This is a genomic window from Micromonospora sp. NPDC004336, from assembly GCF_053602615.1.
On record NZ_JBSGDY010000008.1, the window covers coordinates 21,066 to 35,207 of the forward strand.

Consider the following 14,142-nt stretch of genomic DNA (forward strand, 5'->3'; position numbering starts at 1 on the left):
GCGCCAGAACCACAAAGGGGAGAACCGTGACGCACGTGTCCGAGCGCAGCGGCGCAGGAAGCAGCCCGACCGGCGCCGGCGGCGACCGCCAGCCCTGGACGGCCGGCGCCGGCCGCCAGGCGCGCAAACGCTCGGTCTCGTACGCGGACGCCGGGGTCTCGATCGAGGCGGGCGACCGGGCGGTCGAGCTGCTCAAGTCGAAGGTGAAGCAGACCCGGCGCCCGGAGGTGATGGGCGACCTGGGTGGCTTCGCGGGCCTGTTCCGGCTGGACACGAAGAAGTACAAGAACCCGATCCTGGCGTCGTCCACCGACGGCGTGGGCACCAAGCTGGTGATCGCGCAGCAGATGGACATCCACGACACGGTCGGCATCGACCTGGTCGCGATGGTCGTCGACGACCTGGTGGCCTGCGGCGCCGAGCCGCTCTTCCTGCTCGACTACATCGCCACCGGCGAGGTCGTGCCGGACAAGGTCGCCGAGATCGGCGCCGGCATCGCCGACGGCTGCCGCTACGCGGGCTGCGCCCTGCTGGGCGGCGAGACCGCCGAGCACCCCGGCGTGCTGCGGCCGGACGAGTACGACATCTCCGCCACCGGCGTCGGCGTGGTCGAGGAGGCCGACATCCTCAGCCCGGAGCGGGTCGAGGTGGGCGACGTGGTGATCGCCATGCGCTCGTCGGGCCTGCACTCCAACGGCTACTCCCTGGTGCGGCACGTGCTGCTGGGTGCCGGCCGGATGCGGCTCGACGTGGTCATCGACGACTTCGGCCGGCAGCGCACCCTCGGCGAGGAGCTGCTGACCCCGACCAAGATCTACGCGCAGGACTGCCTCAAGCTGATCGCCGAGGCCGAGGTGCGGGCGCTGGCCCACGTCACCGGCGGCGGCATCCCCGGCAACCTGGTGCGGGTGCTGCCCGAGCACGTCGACGCGGTGGTCAACCGGTCCACCTGGAAGCCGCAGCCGATCTTCGACCTGATCCAGTCCAAGGGGCGGATCGAGGACCCGGAGATGGAGGCGACCTTCAACATGGGCGTCGGCATGTTCGCGATCGTCTCCGCCGAGGACGCCGACCGCGCGCTGGCCACCCTGACCGGCCGGGGCGTCGACGCGTGGCAGGCCGGCGAGATCATCGAGGGCTCCGGCAACGTGCAGATGATCGGCCAGCACACCCGGGGCTGATCGACTCGCGGTGATCGTACGGGCACCTGATCAGGGCTTCACCCGAGTGGCCGTCGCCGCCTAGCCTGAAGGGCACCCTCAAAGCTGTCGGGGCGACCCCCTCACCGGAGTTCCCCGACAGCCCTTCAGGCGCTGAGGAGGGCAATGGCTGCTCGGGGACAGTCGTTCAGCGGGATGCGCGGCCTGGCCGTCGTCCCCTCGTACGTCGTGATGCAGCCGACCACCCTGTGCAACCTGGATTGCGCATACTGCTATCTGCCGTTCCGCGCCGTCGACCGGCGGATGCCGGTGTCGGTGGCCGAGGCGGTGGCCGAGTCGGTCAACCCGTGGGCGGCGGCCGGGCGCTTCTCGGTGGTGTGGCACGGCGGGGAGCCGCTCGCGGCCGGCCGCGAGCACCTGGCCGCGCTGATCGCGCCCTTCGGGCCCGAGGTCGAGCACCACGTGCAGACCAACGCCACGCTGGTCGACGACGCCTGGTGCGCGTTCTTCGCCGAGCACCGGGTGCGGGTGAGCGTGAGCGTCGACGGCCCGCGCGAGCGCAACGGCGACCGGGTCACGCGGGCGGGCGGGCCGGCGTACGACCGGATCATGCGCGGGGTGGCGGCGCTGCGCCGGCACGGGCTGCCGTTCTCCGCCCTGGCGGTGGTGGGCCGCCCCGGGCCGGGCCTCGCCACGGAGCTGTACGACTACTTCCTCGGCCTCGGCTGTGACGTGCTCGGCGTCAACATCGAGGAGACCGAGGGGGTCAACCTCCGCGACAACTCCCACGACGCCCGGGCGGTGACCGCGTTCTGGGCGGAGCTGGTGGCGGCCTGGCGCCGGGATCCGCGGATCCACCTGCGCGAGGTCGAGTGGTCGTTGCGGTACGCCGCCGCCGTGCTGGCCGGCACCGCCGACGACGTGCTGCCCCGGCGGCTGGACCCGATCCCGACCGTCGGGCACGACGGCTCGGTGACGGTGCTCTCGCCCGAGTTGGCCGGCTTCACCGACGCCCGGTACGGCGACTTCAGCAGCGGCAACGTGCTGACCGCCCCGCTGGCCGAGATCCTCGCCGGGGCGGACCGGACGCCCTGGGTCGGCGAGTTCCTCGCCGGCGTCGAGGCGTGCCGTTCGTCCTGCCCCTACTTCGGCTTCTGCGGCGGTGGCCACGCGGCCAACCGTTACTTCGAGCTGGGGCGTTTCGACGGTACGGAGACCGCGCACTGCCGCAACAGCAAGATCCACCTACTGGAGGGAGTGTTGGAGCATGCCCGAGACCACCAGTCACCGGCAGCCTGAGCCCGGGTCGGACGCCGCCGCGGATCGGGTCGCCGACCGGGTGCGGGAAGCCGCGCCGGGACTCACCGCACTGCTCCACGAGGCCGAGGCCGCGCGGCGGCTGCGGGCGGAGGTGGCCGGCGGCGACGGCGCGAGCGCCGTCTGCGCCTGGAACCACTTCGAGAACATCCCGACGTTCTACAACTGGAACAACCGACCCCGCTGAGGGCGCACCGCGACCAGGGGACCTGCCGGGTGACCGGAGTCGCCTCCGGGACGGCAGGTTCCCTGGTCGTCGGTCTTGGCGCCGCTTCGGATGGGCGCATGCGTGAGCACGCGGGGGATTACCGCGTGCTCAGCTGCGACCGGAGGTCAGCGGGTCGGACGTACCCAGGGATCCGGGTCTTCGTCCGCATGATCCTCATCATCGTCGTCGACATACTCTTTGTAGTCGTCGTCGAAGTTGTGCTCAGACTTACCAGCACCCGCCAACTCGCGCTGCAAGGCGGTGAGGTCGGTGTTCGGGGAGTGGTACTTCAACTCCCGCGCCACCTTCGTCTGCTTGGCCTTAGCACGGCCGCGCCCCATGGCTCGACCCCCTCGCACAGAATGCGGGGCAGCCCGAAGGCGGGCCCCGATGACGTCAGGCATCTCTCGTGGCTCTTACGGTACATGGGGATGCCATCGTTCGGCACCTCGGGTTACCGTCGACCGGCACCGCGCGTCGCGGTTGTCCAGCCGTCACCGATTGTACCGGGTAAGGACCGATGCCGGGAGCGCCCGTGACACCGGACAAAGCCCCACGAATTCAGCTTAACGGCGCCCGCCGCCGGGAGCGACGGGTGGGGCGGAACCGGCCGGCTCCGCCCCGTGACGCTCATCGCAGCAGGATCGTGCGCAGCCGGCCGACGTCGGCCATCCGCCGCTCCGCGAGCCGGTCCGCCGCCACCGCCGGCGGGACGCCCTCGGCGTCGGCCAGCCGTAGGATCTCGCGGGTCGTGTCGTAGATCCGGGTCGCCCGCAGCTTGGCCCGGTCGAAGTTGAAGCCCTCGATCTCGTCGGCCACCTGGATGACGCCGCCGGCGTTCACCACGTAGTCGGGGGCGTAGAGGATGCCGCGGTCGGCCAGCAGCTTCTCGATGCCGGAGTGGGCGAGCTGGTTGTTCGCCGCGCCGGCGACCACCTTGGCGCGCAGCACCGGCACCGTCTCGTCGTTGAGCGCGCCGCCCAGGGCGCACGGGGCGTACACGTCGATGTCCGCGGCCACCAGGGAGGCGACGTCGTCGACCAGCGCGACCTGCGGGTGGGTGGTGTGCGCCCACTCCAGGGCCTTCGGGTTGACGTCGGTCGCCACCACCTCGGCGCCGTCGTCGAGCAGGTGGCCCACCAGGTACTTGCCGACCTTGCCCAGGCCCGCCACGCCGACCCGGCGGCCGGCCAGCGTCGGCGCGCCCCAGACGTGCTCGGCGGCGGCCCGCATGCCCTGGAACACGCCCCACGCGGTGAGGATCGAGGAGTCGCCGGCGCCGCCGTGCTCGACGCTGCGGCCGGTGACGTACGACGTCTCGCGGGCGATCACGTCCATGTCGGCGACGTAGGTGCCGACGTCGCAGGCGGTGTAGTAGCGCCCGGCCAGGGACTCCACGAACCGGCCGTACGCGCGCAGCAGCGACTCGCTCTTGATCCGCTCGGGGTCACCCCAGATGACCGCCTTGCCGCCACCGAGGTCCAGCCCGGCCAGGGCGTTCTTGTAGGCCATGCCCCGGGACAGGTCGAGCACGTCGGCGAGGGCGGCCTCCTCGCTGTCGTACGGGTAGAACCGGGTGCCGCCGAGCGCCGGGCCGAGCGCGGTGGAGTAGATGCCGATGATCGCCTTCAGGCCGGACTGCTTGTCCTGGCAGAACACGACCTGCTCGTGGCCGGTGGATCCCGGGTCGTCGGTGGTGGCGAATACGCCCATGACTAGCTCCTGGTGTGGGGGTGCGCCCTTGTGGGACGTGGACCGTGGACGCCGGCGGGATGCTGCCGGTGCCGCTGAGCCTAGTATCGGCCGACGCCGTCCGACCGCCCACGGCGCGCGTGATCGCGGCGCCGACGACGGTCGGGTTCCGATTCGTGGGAGGATCGCGCCGTGCCGTCGCTCTTCGCTTCATACCTGCGCGTGTACGAGCCGTTGACCGCCTTCGACCGGGACCGTCAGACGTACTGGCGCCGCTACGTCGAGCAGGGGCGGGCGGTCGCCCCGGTGGAGGGGCCCGGCCGGCAGCGGACGTCGGTGATCGAGGCGCTCGGCGCGGGCTGGACCCGCCTGCCCGACCTGCCCGACGAGGCGTACGTCCTGGAGACCGACGAGGCGTTGCTGGTCTGCCCGTGGAACCTGCGCGTCCGGGTGGCCGAGGCGGCGCTGAGCGCGCGCGACGGCGTGCCCGCGGTGCTCGCCGACGCGTTCGTCCCACCGGTGCTCGCCGGGCAGGCCAAGGCCGTGGTGGAGGACTGGCGCAGCGGTGCCCGGGTGCTGGAGCACGGCGTCCCCCGGCTGCACGAGCAGATCGCCACGTGGGGCGTGCCGCTGCGCTGGTTCGTGCTCTTCGACCCGGCGGAGCGGCACCACGTCACCAGTCCCGGGCGGCGGGCGCTGCGCTACCGGACGGAGATCTCCAAGGCGCGGCGCCGGTCGTCGCGCGCCCTGTCGGTGCTGCGCAAGTCGGTCGGCGACGCGCCCATCACCGAGGCGGTCGAGGAGGCCGCCCGCTGGCTGGAGGAGTTCCACCCGCGCTCCGTGGTGGAGCTGGACTACGGCGGCCTGGTCGAGCTGCTCTCCGACGAGACGCTGGCCGCCGACGACTCGCCCGAGCTGGTGGCGAGCGGGCTCGCCGGGCTGTCCCGGGGCGAGGCCGAGGAGGCTTCCGCGGCGTACGACAAGCTGGTCGCCCGGTGGCGCGCCGTGCAGCTGTTGGAACGGTGCAACTAATCCCAAATCGCCCGGGAAGCGCCTCGAATCCGAGGTGTCTTCGTAGTCGGCGCATCACGAACCGTGATCATGAGTCCGAATAAGGTACTTTCTGCCGTGTAAAAGTCGCATAAATCGGGCATGGTTCATCCGTCCGTCTAGGGACGTTCGGCCGTTCGGCCCATGTCGGACATCGGGGACTAGCCGGACCATGGGAGACGCGTCGGCCGGCGGGACCCCGGCCGATGTCTATACATGTGGAGGAGTGACCGATGGCATCGCGAACGCACGAACCAGAGCCGCTACTCACACCGGCCGAGGTGGCGTCGATGTTCCGTGTCGACCCGAAGACGGTGACCCGGTGGGCCAAGGCTGGCAAGCTCAGCGCCATCCGCACCCTGGGGGGCCACCGCCGGTACCGCGAGTCGGAGGTCAGGGCCCTGCTGCAGGGGCAGATCCCCCAGCAGCGCCAGGGGGACTGACGGCCGGAAGTCAACAGGTTGTGCGCGAAGGGCGGTGGACCCCGGTCCGCCGCCCTTCGTCGTGTCCGGCGTCGGCGGTCAGGCGCCGCCGGACGGCCGCTCCGCGAGCGAGACCCGGATGCCGACCGTGCCGCCCTCGCCCCGGCGCAGCCGGCTGCCGAGCAGGCTCAGCCGGCCGATCAGCCGGTACTTCCGCTTGATCAGGTCGCGGACCTGCCGGGTGTCGGCCGGGTCGCAGAGCGTCGCGTGGGCGGGCACCGCCTCGCCGTGCGGCCGGCCCCGGACGTCGCACGGCGCCACCGTGACGTCCCCGCTGCGCCGGATCCGCTTCACCTTGCCGGAATCCGCCGCCGACCACACCGCCAGCGCGTCGCCGTCGCGCACCGCCCAGACCGGGGTCGGCACCGCCCGGCCGTCCTTGCGGAACGTCGTCAGCAGGACGTACTTCTCCGCCGCGAGGCGATCCAGAGTGGTCACGCCGCCAGGATACGGCCGTCGCGGCTGACTGACCGGCCGGATAGCGTGAAGCCGTGACGGTGGAGCCACGGATCGGTGACGTGTTCGGGGAGATGCTGCGCGACGCCCTCGCCGTGGCCACCGGGGTCGGCCCCCGGCCGCTGGCGGGCGGGCGGCTGCCGAGGCCCGTCATCGAGATCATCGAGCGGGACGACGGGCTGGTCAACGGCGCGCCCGCCGCGCACTACCTCGACGGTCCGGCGGACTGGCAGCCGTACGACCGCCGGGCGGTGGACCGGGTCGAGGGCGCCACCCTCGACGTCGGGGTCGGGGCGGGCCGCGTCGCGCTGCTGCTCCAGGAGCGGGGCGTGCCGGTCACCGGGCTGGACACCTCGGCCGGCGCGCTGGCCGTCTGCCGGCGACGGGGCGTCCGCGACCTCGTGCACGGCACGGTCGACGCGCACGTCGCCGACGGGCGGCGCTACGACACGTTCCTGCTGCTCGGCAACAACGTCGGGCTGCTGGAGGGGCGGGAGCGGGCCCCGGCCCTGCTGGCCGCGCTCGCCGCGCTGGCCCGCCCCGGCGCGCGGGTCATCGCGCAGGGCACCGACCCGTACGGCACCCGGGACCCGCTGCACACCGGCTACCACGAGCGCAACCGGCGCCGGGGCCGGCTCGGCGGGCAGCTCCGGCTCCGGCTGCGCTACCGGGAGCTGGGCACCGAGTGGTTCGACTACCTGGTCTGCTCGCCCGACGAGCTGGCCGAGCTGGTCCGGGGCACCGCGTGGCGACTGACCGACGTGGACGACCGGGACGCGCCCTACTACCTGGCCACGCTGCGCCTGGCCGGCTGAACGCCCGGAGCCCCGGCCGGAGACGGCGGGGCCCCGGACGCCGGCGTATGCCTCAGACCTGGACGGTCGGCGGAAGCTGCTCGGGCGGGAGGCCGCCGTCGCCGTCGACCACCTCGTCGGGGGTGCCGTCCTCGTCGAGGTCGACCATCGTGATGTCCACCTTGCCGTCGTGGTCGGTGTCGAACTGGAACAGGTCCGGCTTGCCGTCCCCGTCGGTGTCCGCCACCCAGACGTCGGTGCGCCCGTCGTTGTTGGTGTCGGCACGCAGCAGGTCCACCCGCTCGTCCCCGCGGGTCTCCACGGTCTCCGCCGCGCCCGCACTGTCCACGGTCTCCGGTGCCTGGCTCATCTCGGCCCGTCCTTCCCTGTCGTTGACGGCCGTCGTACCCGATCCGCGCCGCCCCCACGCATGCCCGGGGAGCGTCGCTGCATAGGGTCGGCCCATGAGCGAGTGGAGCGGGTGGCGGAGCGCGGGTCAACCCCCGGTCGCCGCCGGAGGCAGGGAGGCGTCATGAGCGACCGCTTTGTCGTCGTCGGGGCCGGCACGATGGGGCTCGGCATCGCGTACGTGGCGGCCGGGACCGGGCACGCCGTCGAGCTGGTCGAGGTGGACCGGGCCCGGGGCGCCGCCGCCGTGGACCGGCTCGCCGAGCTGTGGGACAGGGCGGTGGGGCGTGGGAAGCTGACCGCCGACCAGGCCGCCACGAACCGCGAGCGGGTCACGCTGCGGTCCGCGCTGGCCGAGGTCGCGCCGGAACCCGCCGTGGTGGTGGAGGCCGTGCCGGAGCGGCCAGACCTCAAGCGGGCGGTGCTGCGCGAGGCCGAGGCGCTGCGCCCGGCGCTGCTGGGCAGCAACACGTCCAGCATCCCCATCGCGGAGCTGGCCGACGGGCTGGCGCGGCCGGAGCGCTTCCTCGGGCTGCACTTCTTCAACCCGGTCTGGGCGATGGCGCTGCTGGAGGTCGTGGTCGGCCCGGCCACCGCCGACGAGACCACCGCCGCGGCCGTCGCGCTCGCCCGCCGGCTGGGCAAGGACCCCGTCGTCGTACGCGACATGCCGGGCTTCGCCACCTCCCGGCTCGGGGTCACCCTGGGCCTGGAGGCGATCCGGATGGTCGCCGACGGGGTGGCCAGCCCGGCCGACATCGACAAGGCGATGGTGCTCGGCTACCGGCACCCGGTCGGCCCGCTGGAGCTGACCGACCTGGTCGGGCTGGACGTGCGGCTGGACATCGCGCGCACCCTCCAGGCCGCGTACGGGGACCGGTTCGCGCCGCCGCCGCTGCTCGTGGAGATGGTGGCCGCCGGCAAGCTGGGCAAGAAGTCCGGCCAGGGCTTCTACCGCTGGGAAGGCGGGGTCCGTGCGTCCGCCGGCCCCGCAGACGCGAGTAGCGGAGGCGCGGCGTGAGCGGGCTGCGCGTCGAGGAGCGGCCGGACCGGCTGGTCGTCACGCTCGACCGGCCGGAGAAGCGCAACGCCATCGACGCCGACCTGATCGCCGAGCTGCACCAGGTCTGCGCGGAGCTGGAGACCCGACCCCGCCTGCTGCTGCTGACCGGCGGCGCCGAGGGCATCTTCGCCGGCGGGGCGGACATCGGCCAGTTGCGCGAGCGGGGCCGGCTGGACGCCCTGGCGGCCATCAACTCGGCCGCCTTCGCCCGGATCCGGGCGCTGCCGATGCCGACCGTGGCGGCCGTGGACGGGCCCGCGCTGGGCGGCGGCGCCGAGCTGGCGTACGCCTGCGACCTGCGGGTCTGCACGGCGCGGGCGGTGTTCGGCCAGCCGGAGGTGCGGTTGGGGATCCTGGCCGGCGCGGGCGCGACCCACCGGCTGCCGGCGCTGGTCGGCGAGGCGCGGGCCAAGGAGCTGCTCTTCACCGGCCGCCGGGTGGACGCCGAGGAGGCGCTGCGGATCGGCCTGGTGAACCGGGTGGTGGCCGAGCCCGCCGAGCTGCTGCCCACCGCCCACGACCTGCTCGACGAGATGACGAAGGGGTCCGCCCTCGCCCTGCGGCTCACCAAGCTGGCCGTCGACGCGCCGCCCGCCGCCCACCCGCACCTCGACCTGGTCAGCCAGGCGGTGCTCTTCGAGGACGAGGAGAAGCGCCGGCGGATGACCGACTTCCTGGAGCGGCGCCGGCCCCGCTGACCGCCGGCCGCCGGGCACCCGGCCGGCGTCTCGCCAGACCCGACCCGGCACCGGCCGCGCGGGACGCCCCGACCCGGCACCGGCCGCGCGGGACGCCCCGACCATGGCGTCGGTCGCGCGGGACGCAGCCGGCACGACGACGGCCGCACCGGATCACCGGTGCGGCCGTCGGTCAGCCAAGGGGTCGGTGGCTCAGTGCCGGATCTCCACGCCGGCGTCCGCGAGCGCGCGGATCACCTCCGCCGACTCCGCGAAGCCGATGATCAGCACGGCCTCCGCGCCGAAGTCCTTGATCTCCTTCGCGCCGGCGGAGAAGTCGACCGGGCTGGCCTTGGCGTCGGCCGGCGGGTCGTAGGTCAGCAGCTTCAGCCGGTCGCCGCCGACGCCGGTGCGCTCCAGCTCGGCCTTGACGGTGGCCTGGAGGCCCTCGCCGTACGAGTCCTTCCGGGCCACGATCGCGATCTTCTGCGGCCCGTCGCGGAGGATCACGTCGGCGAGCGCCCGCCCCTGGAGGCTGTCCGGCGGCGCGGTGCGGAAGTAGAGGCCCTTGTCGTCGAGCTCCGTCAGACTGGCGTCGGTGTTGGACGGAGAGAAGAGCACCTTCCCGGCCGCCACCACGTCGGGCAGCACCTCGCGGGAGATCCCGGAGCCGCCGGCGCCGATGATGACGTGCACGTTCCGCTCGACGTGCCGGGCCACGGTGGCCTTGGCCACCGCCGGGTTGGTGCCGTCGTCGCCGTCGACCCAGACCATCGGCTCGCCGAGCACGCCGCCGGCGGCGTTGATCTCCTTGACCGCCAGGCCGGCCGAGGCGGCCATCGGCGGGTACGCCAGCGAGAGGTCACCGCTCTTCGGCAGCAGGCCGCCGACCACCAGCGGGGAGCCGTCGCTGCGGTCGGTGCGGCCACCGCGCTGCTTCTTCGCCTTCGGCGGGGTCTTGGTGCTCGCCGCCGACTCGTCGCCGGCGCCGACGAACTCCGTCTTGCCGTCGTTGAGCCGCTGGCCGTCGAAGTGCAGGGTGGCGTAGCTGGCGGTTGCCGGCTCGCCGGCGTCGGTGAAGCCGGCCCGGGTCATCGAGACGCTGCGGTACTCGATGTCCTGTCCGGCGCGGGCCAGCGCCAGGCACGTCGCCGCGTCCTCGCAGCGCTGCCCGCCGTTGGTCACCCCGACGATCTGCCGGGCGATGGCGGCGGGGTCCGTGCTGCCGGCGAGCTGGGCGGCGAGCGCGCTGATAACCACCGCGTCGTACGTCTCGGCGGCGTAGATGAAGTCGTTCAGCTGCGGATCGACGGTCCGTAGCCGACTCTTGAAGCTCTCCGGCAGCGGTGTCATGGGCGTGGTGCCCTTCATGCCGTCGACGAGGCCGGCGCGGTCCTTCAGCTCGGCGGGGTACGAGTTGAGCATGTTGCCGTCGGTGCCGTAGAGGCGCACCTGGTGGGTGGTCGCCTCTTCGGGGCCTTCGGTTCCGCAGGCGCTGTTGGCGAGCAGGAACGTCACGCAGGTGGCCAGGGTGGCTGCCCGCGAGGCGCGTGACTTGAGCATGGTCGTCCTTCCTCCGGCGAAGGTCCGCTGCGCACATTAGCGTGCCGAGGCCTGTGGCGTGACCACGGAGCCGACTCAATCCGCAGGTCGCCCGCCCTGCTCACGCAGAGTGACCCCGCTCCGGCAGCTTGACCCGCTGCCCTACCGTGCGGTGGGTGACCGAATCACCACAGCAGACGCTCGACGACGCGACCGCCGTGCTCCGCTCGGCGTTGGCCGGGGACGGCGACGCGGTGGTGGGGGCGTTCGACGCGGTCGTCGACCGGTCCGGCCTGGCCGGCGCGTACGGGGTGGCCTGGTGCCTCGCCGCGACGATGGTCGGGGACCCGGTGCCGCCGGGCAACTGCGCCCTGGACTTTCCCGGCATCGACGACGCCGACTACGACACCCGCTGGGTGGCCCGCTTCGTCAGCGCGTACGCCAATGCCGACGCCGACACCGGGGAGGCCCTGTTCGGGGCGGCGGCGGCCGACGGGCTGCTGCCGGACTGCCTGCTCACCCTGGCCGGCTCGACGGTGGCCACCCTGCGTAGCCGGGCCGGCTGACGCGCGCCCGACCCGCCGGTTCCCGCGTCGTCCGCTGGGTTCCGTGCCGGTGCTCGGGCCGGGCCGGGCGGGCGTCGACCGGCCGGCGTGACACTCTGGGGGCATGTCCGAGGCCATGCTCAGCAAGGTGCGAAAGCTGCTGGCCCAGGCCGAGGACCCGGCCTGCACCCCCGCCGAGTCGGCGGCGTTCACCGCCAAGGCGACCGAGCTGATCGCCCGCTACGGGGTGGACCGGGCGCTCCTGGCCACCCGCGACCCCGCCACCGATCCGGTCGGCGACCGGGTGGTCCAGGTCGTCGCCCCGTACGCCAGGGACAAGGCCGGCCTGCTCGCGGCGGTCGCCGACCCGCTGCGCTGCCGCTGCGTGCGTCGCCGGCAGGGCGACGGCTTCGCCATGCACCTGTTCGGCTTCGCCAGCGACCTGGAACGGGTCGACCTGCTCTTCACGTCGCTGCTGGTGCAGGCCGCGCACGGGCTGGCCGCGACCGACGTGCCACCCGGCGAGCACCCCGCCGCCTTCCGGCGCTCCTGGCTGGCCGGCTTCGCCCAGGTGATCGGCGTCCGGCTCGCCGCCGCCGAGGCGGACGCGGTCGCCGAGTCGGGCGGACCGTCGGTCGCGCTCGTGCTGGCCGACCGGTCCGACCGCGTCCGGCACCGCGTCGCCGAGGTGTATCCGCGGCTGCGCACCGCCGCGCCGCGTCGACTGGCCGGCACCGGGTTCGGTTCCGGCGCCGAGGCCGGACGCCGCGCCGACCTCGGCGGCCGGGGCGTCGCCACCGCCCCCGGCACCCGTCCCGGCATCGGCCACTGACGGCACCGGGACCCGCGTCGCGGGGACGGCTCGCGGGACCCGCCCGGGCGGGTCAGCCGGCGCCGTGGGTGACCGCGGCGGCGTAGCGGGTGAGCAGTTCCTGCCAGCCGGCGGTCAGCGCCTGCCGGTAGCCCTCGGCGGCCTCGCCGTGCCGGTCGAAGTGCCGGTGCTCGACCTCCACCCGGGTCCGCTCCGGGCCGTCCGGGTGGAAGAGCACCTCCACCTCGCTGGCCCGCGCCGGGTCCGGGACCGGCGCCCGGTCCGCGCCGATCTGCCAGGTGAAGACCAGCCGCCGGGGCGGGTCCCAGGTCAGCACCCGGCCCCAGTCGCAGCGGAAGCCGTACGGGCCGATCTCGTAGAGCTTTCCGCCGGCGCGCGGCTCCATGCCCAGCTCGGCCAGGTGCTCCGGGCCGGACCACGTGTACTCGGTAACCCACCAGCTCGCCAGCGCGTCGGTGAACACCGCGAACGCCTGACCGGCGGGGGCGGGGACCAGGAGGACGCTGCGCAGCGCGAACCGTTCGGACTCCTGCCGAATGCCGGCCGGGTCAGCCATCTCCTGTCCCATAGGCCCGGACCATACCGGCTGATGCCCGGGTGTGCAGCTTCGCGCGCTGCCCGGTTCCGGACACCCCTTCCGCCTGGCGGGCGTACGGCCCGTCGGCCGGCGACGCGCCGCGCGGGGCGGGTCGGAGCGGATTGTCGGCCGGATATCGGGTAACCGCGCCGGACGGTCCCGGCCGGCCGGGCCGGAGGAGGCGGAGCGGGGAACATGAGCGAGAACGCGCAGCAGCGGGAACCGGAGCGGACCAGCCAACGGCCAGCCGGACGGGAGGCGGCCGAGCCGGACGTCCTGCTCGACGTGTCGGAGGTGTCGGTCGACTCGATCCGCCTCGCGGTGGACGGGCTGGACGCCGACCTGTCCCTGCGGGCACGGCTGGCCAACCTCCTCCAGCTCGACGCCGGTGTCCGGGTGCACCTTGAGGGCGTGGAGCTGGACATCACCGGGGTGCACGCCGAGGCGCAGCTCAAGGTGCGCCTGGAGAAGGTGGTCGACATCCTGGAACGCGCGCTGACCACCCTCGACCGCAACCCGCAGATCATCGAGGCGCTGTCGCGTACGACGGATCAGTCGATCGACGACGTCAACCGGGCGACGCAGCAGATGGCCGCCCGGAGCGGGCAGGCCGGACCCGGCGGCCGGGGCGGGCACGGGCAGGCCGGCGGCGCGCTTGAGCGGCCGCGCGGGGAGGCCGGCGAATCCGGCCGGCAGGTCGCCGGCTCGGTGGAGCGGCCCGGCGGGGCGACCGACGAACTCGGCCAGCAGGTCGGGGCGATCGGCGCGGTCGCCGACCGTTCCCTGCGCGAGCCGGGCGGAAAGCCGGGCGGCCAGGGCGGCGGGCCGGGCGAGCAGGCTGCTGGTCGCGAGCAGGGCGGTGGGGGTGGGCAGGCCCCTGGTCGGGAGCAGGGTGGCGGGCAGGGCGAGCAGGCCGCTGGTCGCGAGCAGGGCGGTGGTGGGGGGCAGGGCGGTGGTGGGGGGCAGGGCGAGCAGGGCGGCGGGCCGGATGCCGGTCAGGCGGCGCGGGGTGGCGGGCTCGCCAGCGGCTCGGGCGGGGGCGGGGAACAGGGTCAGGCCCAGCGCGCCCGGGAGCAGGCGGATCGTGAAGCCGGCCGGTCGGCCCGTGACCAGGGCGGGGCCGGGCAGGGCCGTGGGGAGCAGGGCGGGCGCGGGCCGGGCGACCGGACCGGCGAGGCCGGCGGTGACGGGCCGCCGAGCGCGGCGCAGCTCGCGGAGCAGGCGGGGGAGACGCTGCGACAGGCCGGGCGAAGCGTGTGGGAGGCGATCCAGAGCGGGATTGCCCAGCGCCGGCAGGAGGGGCGCTGACGCCGGGACGACCCGGTCCCCACCCGCGTCT

The 14,142-nt window shown here is 74.1% G+C and carries 17 protein-coding genes; 11 read left to right on the forward strand and 6 right to left on the reverse strand.

The window, feature by feature from the left end; all coding sequences use genetic code 11:
• Positions 1–26: 26 nt before the first annotated feature.
• The 3 genes from purM to amcA all read left to right on the forward strand — a co-directional run bounded on the left by purM (position 27) and on the right by amcA (position 2,664).
• Positions 27–1,181, forward strand: coding sequence for a phosphoribosylformylglycinamidine cyclo-ligase (purM, locus tag ACWENR_RS03495; RefSeq protein ID WP_091099842.1), 1,155 nt, complete (start codon positions 27–29; stop codon positions 1,179–1,181).
• A gap of 174 nt (positions 1,182–1,355) precedes the next feature.
• The gene (gene amcB / locus ACWENR_RS03500; protein ID WP_452275520.1) at positions 1,356–2,459 is read left to right on the forward strand and encodes a cyclophane-forming radical SAM peptide maturase AmcB; all 1,104 of its coding nucleotides are present in this window, start codon (positions 1,356–1,358) and stop codon (positions 2,457–2,459) included.
• The gene (amcA, locus tag ACWENR_RS03505; RefSeq protein ID WP_452275479.1) at positions 2,428–2,664 is read left to right on the forward strand and encodes a multiple cyclophane-containing RiPP AmcA; all 237 of its coding nucleotides are present in this window, start codon (positions 2,428–2,430) and stop codon (positions 2,662–2,664) included. The genes amcB and amcA overlap by 32 nt, the downstream gene beginning before the upstream one ends.
• Positions 2,665–2,810: 146 nt before the next feature.
• Here amcA and ACWENR_RS03510 read toward each other — a convergent pair whose 3' ends face one another.
• Positions 2,811–3,026 carry a DUF3073 domain-containing protein gene (locus ACWENR_RS03510; RefSeq protein WP_091099829.1) on the reverse strand — a complete coding sequence of 72 codons (216 nt, stop codon included), beginning with the start codon at positions 3,024–3,026 and terminating at the stop codon, positions 2,811–2,813.
• A gap of 289 nt (positions 3,027–3,315) precedes the next feature.
• Positions 3,316–4,398: a Glu/Leu/Phe/Val family dehydrogenase gene (locus ACWENR_RS03515; RefSeq protein WP_452275480.1), complete on the reverse strand. Its 1,083-nt coding sequence runs from the start codon at positions 4,396–4,398 to the stop codon at positions 3,316–3,318.
• 171 nt (positions 4,399–4,569) lie between these two features.
• Between ACWENR_RS03515 and ACWENR_RS03520 the strand changes: the two genes are divergently transcribed.
• Both ACWENR_RS03520 and ACWENR_RS03525 read left to right on the forward strand, forming a co-directional pair.
• Positions 4,570–5,409, forward strand: a complete 840-nt coding sequence (locus ACWENR_RS03520; protein ID WP_452275481.1) for a hypothetical protein — start codon at positions 4,570–4,572, stop codon at positions 5,407–5,409.
• Positions 5,410–5,660: 251 nt separating this feature from the next.
• Positions 5,661–5,870 carry a BldC family transcriptional regulator gene (locus tag ACWENR_RS03525; RefSeq protein ID WP_007073996.1) on the forward strand — a complete coding sequence of 70 codons (210 nt, stop codon included), beginning with the start codon at positions 5,661–5,663 and terminating at the stop codon, positions 5,868–5,870.
• Between the two features lie 78 nt (positions 5,871–5,948).
• Here the strand turns inward: ACWENR_RS03525 and ACWENR_RS03530 are convergent, their stop codons facing one another.
• Positions 5,949–6,347 carry a PPOX class F420-dependent oxidoreductase gene (locus ACWENR_RS03530; RefSeq protein WP_452275482.1) on the reverse strand — a complete coding sequence of 133 codons (399 nt, stop codon included), beginning with the start codon at positions 6,345–6,347 and terminating at the stop codon, positions 5,949–5,951.
• Positions 6,348–6,400: 53 nt separating this feature from the next.
• Between ACWENR_RS03530 and ACWENR_RS03535 the strand changes: the two genes are divergently transcribed.
• A complete protein-coding gene (locus ACWENR_RS03535; RefSeq protein ID WP_452275483.1) occupies positions 6,401–7,180 on the forward strand; it encodes a class I SAM-dependent methyltransferase in 780 nt (259 codons plus the stop codon).
• 52 nt (positions 7,181–7,232) lie between these two features.
• Here the strand turns inward: ACWENR_RS03535 and ACWENR_RS03540 are convergent, their stop codons facing one another.
• On the reverse strand, positions 7,233–7,529 hold the full coding sequence (locus tag ACWENR_RS03540; RefSeq protein WP_393101913.1) for a hypothetical protein: 297 nt from the start codon (positions 7,527–7,529) through the stop codon (positions 7,233–7,235).
• A 162-nt stretch (positions 7,530–7,691) separates the two neighbouring features.
• Here ACWENR_RS03540 and ACWENR_RS03545 point away from each other — a divergent pair, with 162 nt between their 5' ends.
• Together ACWENR_RS03545 and ACWENR_RS03550 are read left to right on the forward strand one after the other, a co-directional pair.
• The gene (locus tag ACWENR_RS03545) at positions 7,692–8,588 is read left to right on the forward strand and encodes a 3-hydroxyacyl-CoA dehydrogenase family protein (protein ID WP_452275484.1); all 897 of its coding nucleotides are present in this window, start codon (positions 7,692–7,694) and stop codon (positions 8,586–8,588) included.
• The gene (locus ACWENR_RS03550) at positions 8,585–9,328 is read left to right on the forward strand and encodes an enoyl-CoA hydratase/isomerase family protein (protein ID WP_452275485.1); all 744 of its coding nucleotides are present in this window, start codon (positions 8,585–8,587) and stop codon (positions 9,326–9,328) included. The genes ACWENR_RS03545 and ACWENR_RS03550 overlap by 4 nt, the downstream gene beginning before the upstream one ends.
• Before the next feature lie 192 nt (positions 9,329–9,520).
• Here ACWENR_RS03550 and ACWENR_RS03555 read toward each other — a convergent pair whose 3' ends face one another.
• A complete protein-coding gene (locus ACWENR_RS03555) occupies positions 9,521–10,870 on the reverse strand; it encodes an ABC transporter substrate-binding protein (RefSeq protein WP_452275486.1) in 1,350 nt (449 codons plus the stop codon).
• Positions 10,871–11,025: 155 nt separating this feature from the next.
• On the opposite strand from ACWENR_RS03555, the gene ACWENR_RS03560 reads away from it, so the two are divergent.
• On the forward strand, positions 11,026–11,415 hold the full coding sequence (locus tag ACWENR_RS03560) for a hypothetical protein (RefSeq protein ID WP_452275487.1): 390 nt from the start codon (positions 11,026–11,028) through the stop codon (positions 11,413–11,415).
• A gap of 103 nt (positions 11,416–11,518) precedes the next feature.
• Entirely contained in the window at positions 11,519–12,226 is a 708-nt protein-coding gene (locus ACWENR_RS03565; RefSeq protein WP_452275488.1) for a DUF2786 domain-containing protein, read from the forward strand.
• A gap of 52 nt (positions 12,227–12,278) precedes the next feature.
• Here the strand turns inward: ACWENR_RS03565 and ACWENR_RS03570 are convergent, their stop codons facing one another.
• Positions 12,279–12,794 (reverse strand): SRPBCC family protein, encoded by a 516-nt coding sequence (locus tag ACWENR_RS03570; RefSeq protein ID WP_452275489.1) that lies wholly within the window; start codon positions 12,792–12,794, stop codon positions 12,279–12,281.
• A gap of 204 nt (positions 12,795–12,998) precedes the next feature.
• Between ACWENR_RS03570 and ACWENR_RS03575 the strand changes: the two genes are divergently transcribed.
• Entirely contained in the window at positions 12,999–14,111 is a 1,113-nt protein-coding gene (locus tag ACWENR_RS03575; protein WP_452275490.1) for a hypothetical protein, read from the forward strand.
• Positions 14,112–14,142: the final 31 nt, after the last annotated feature.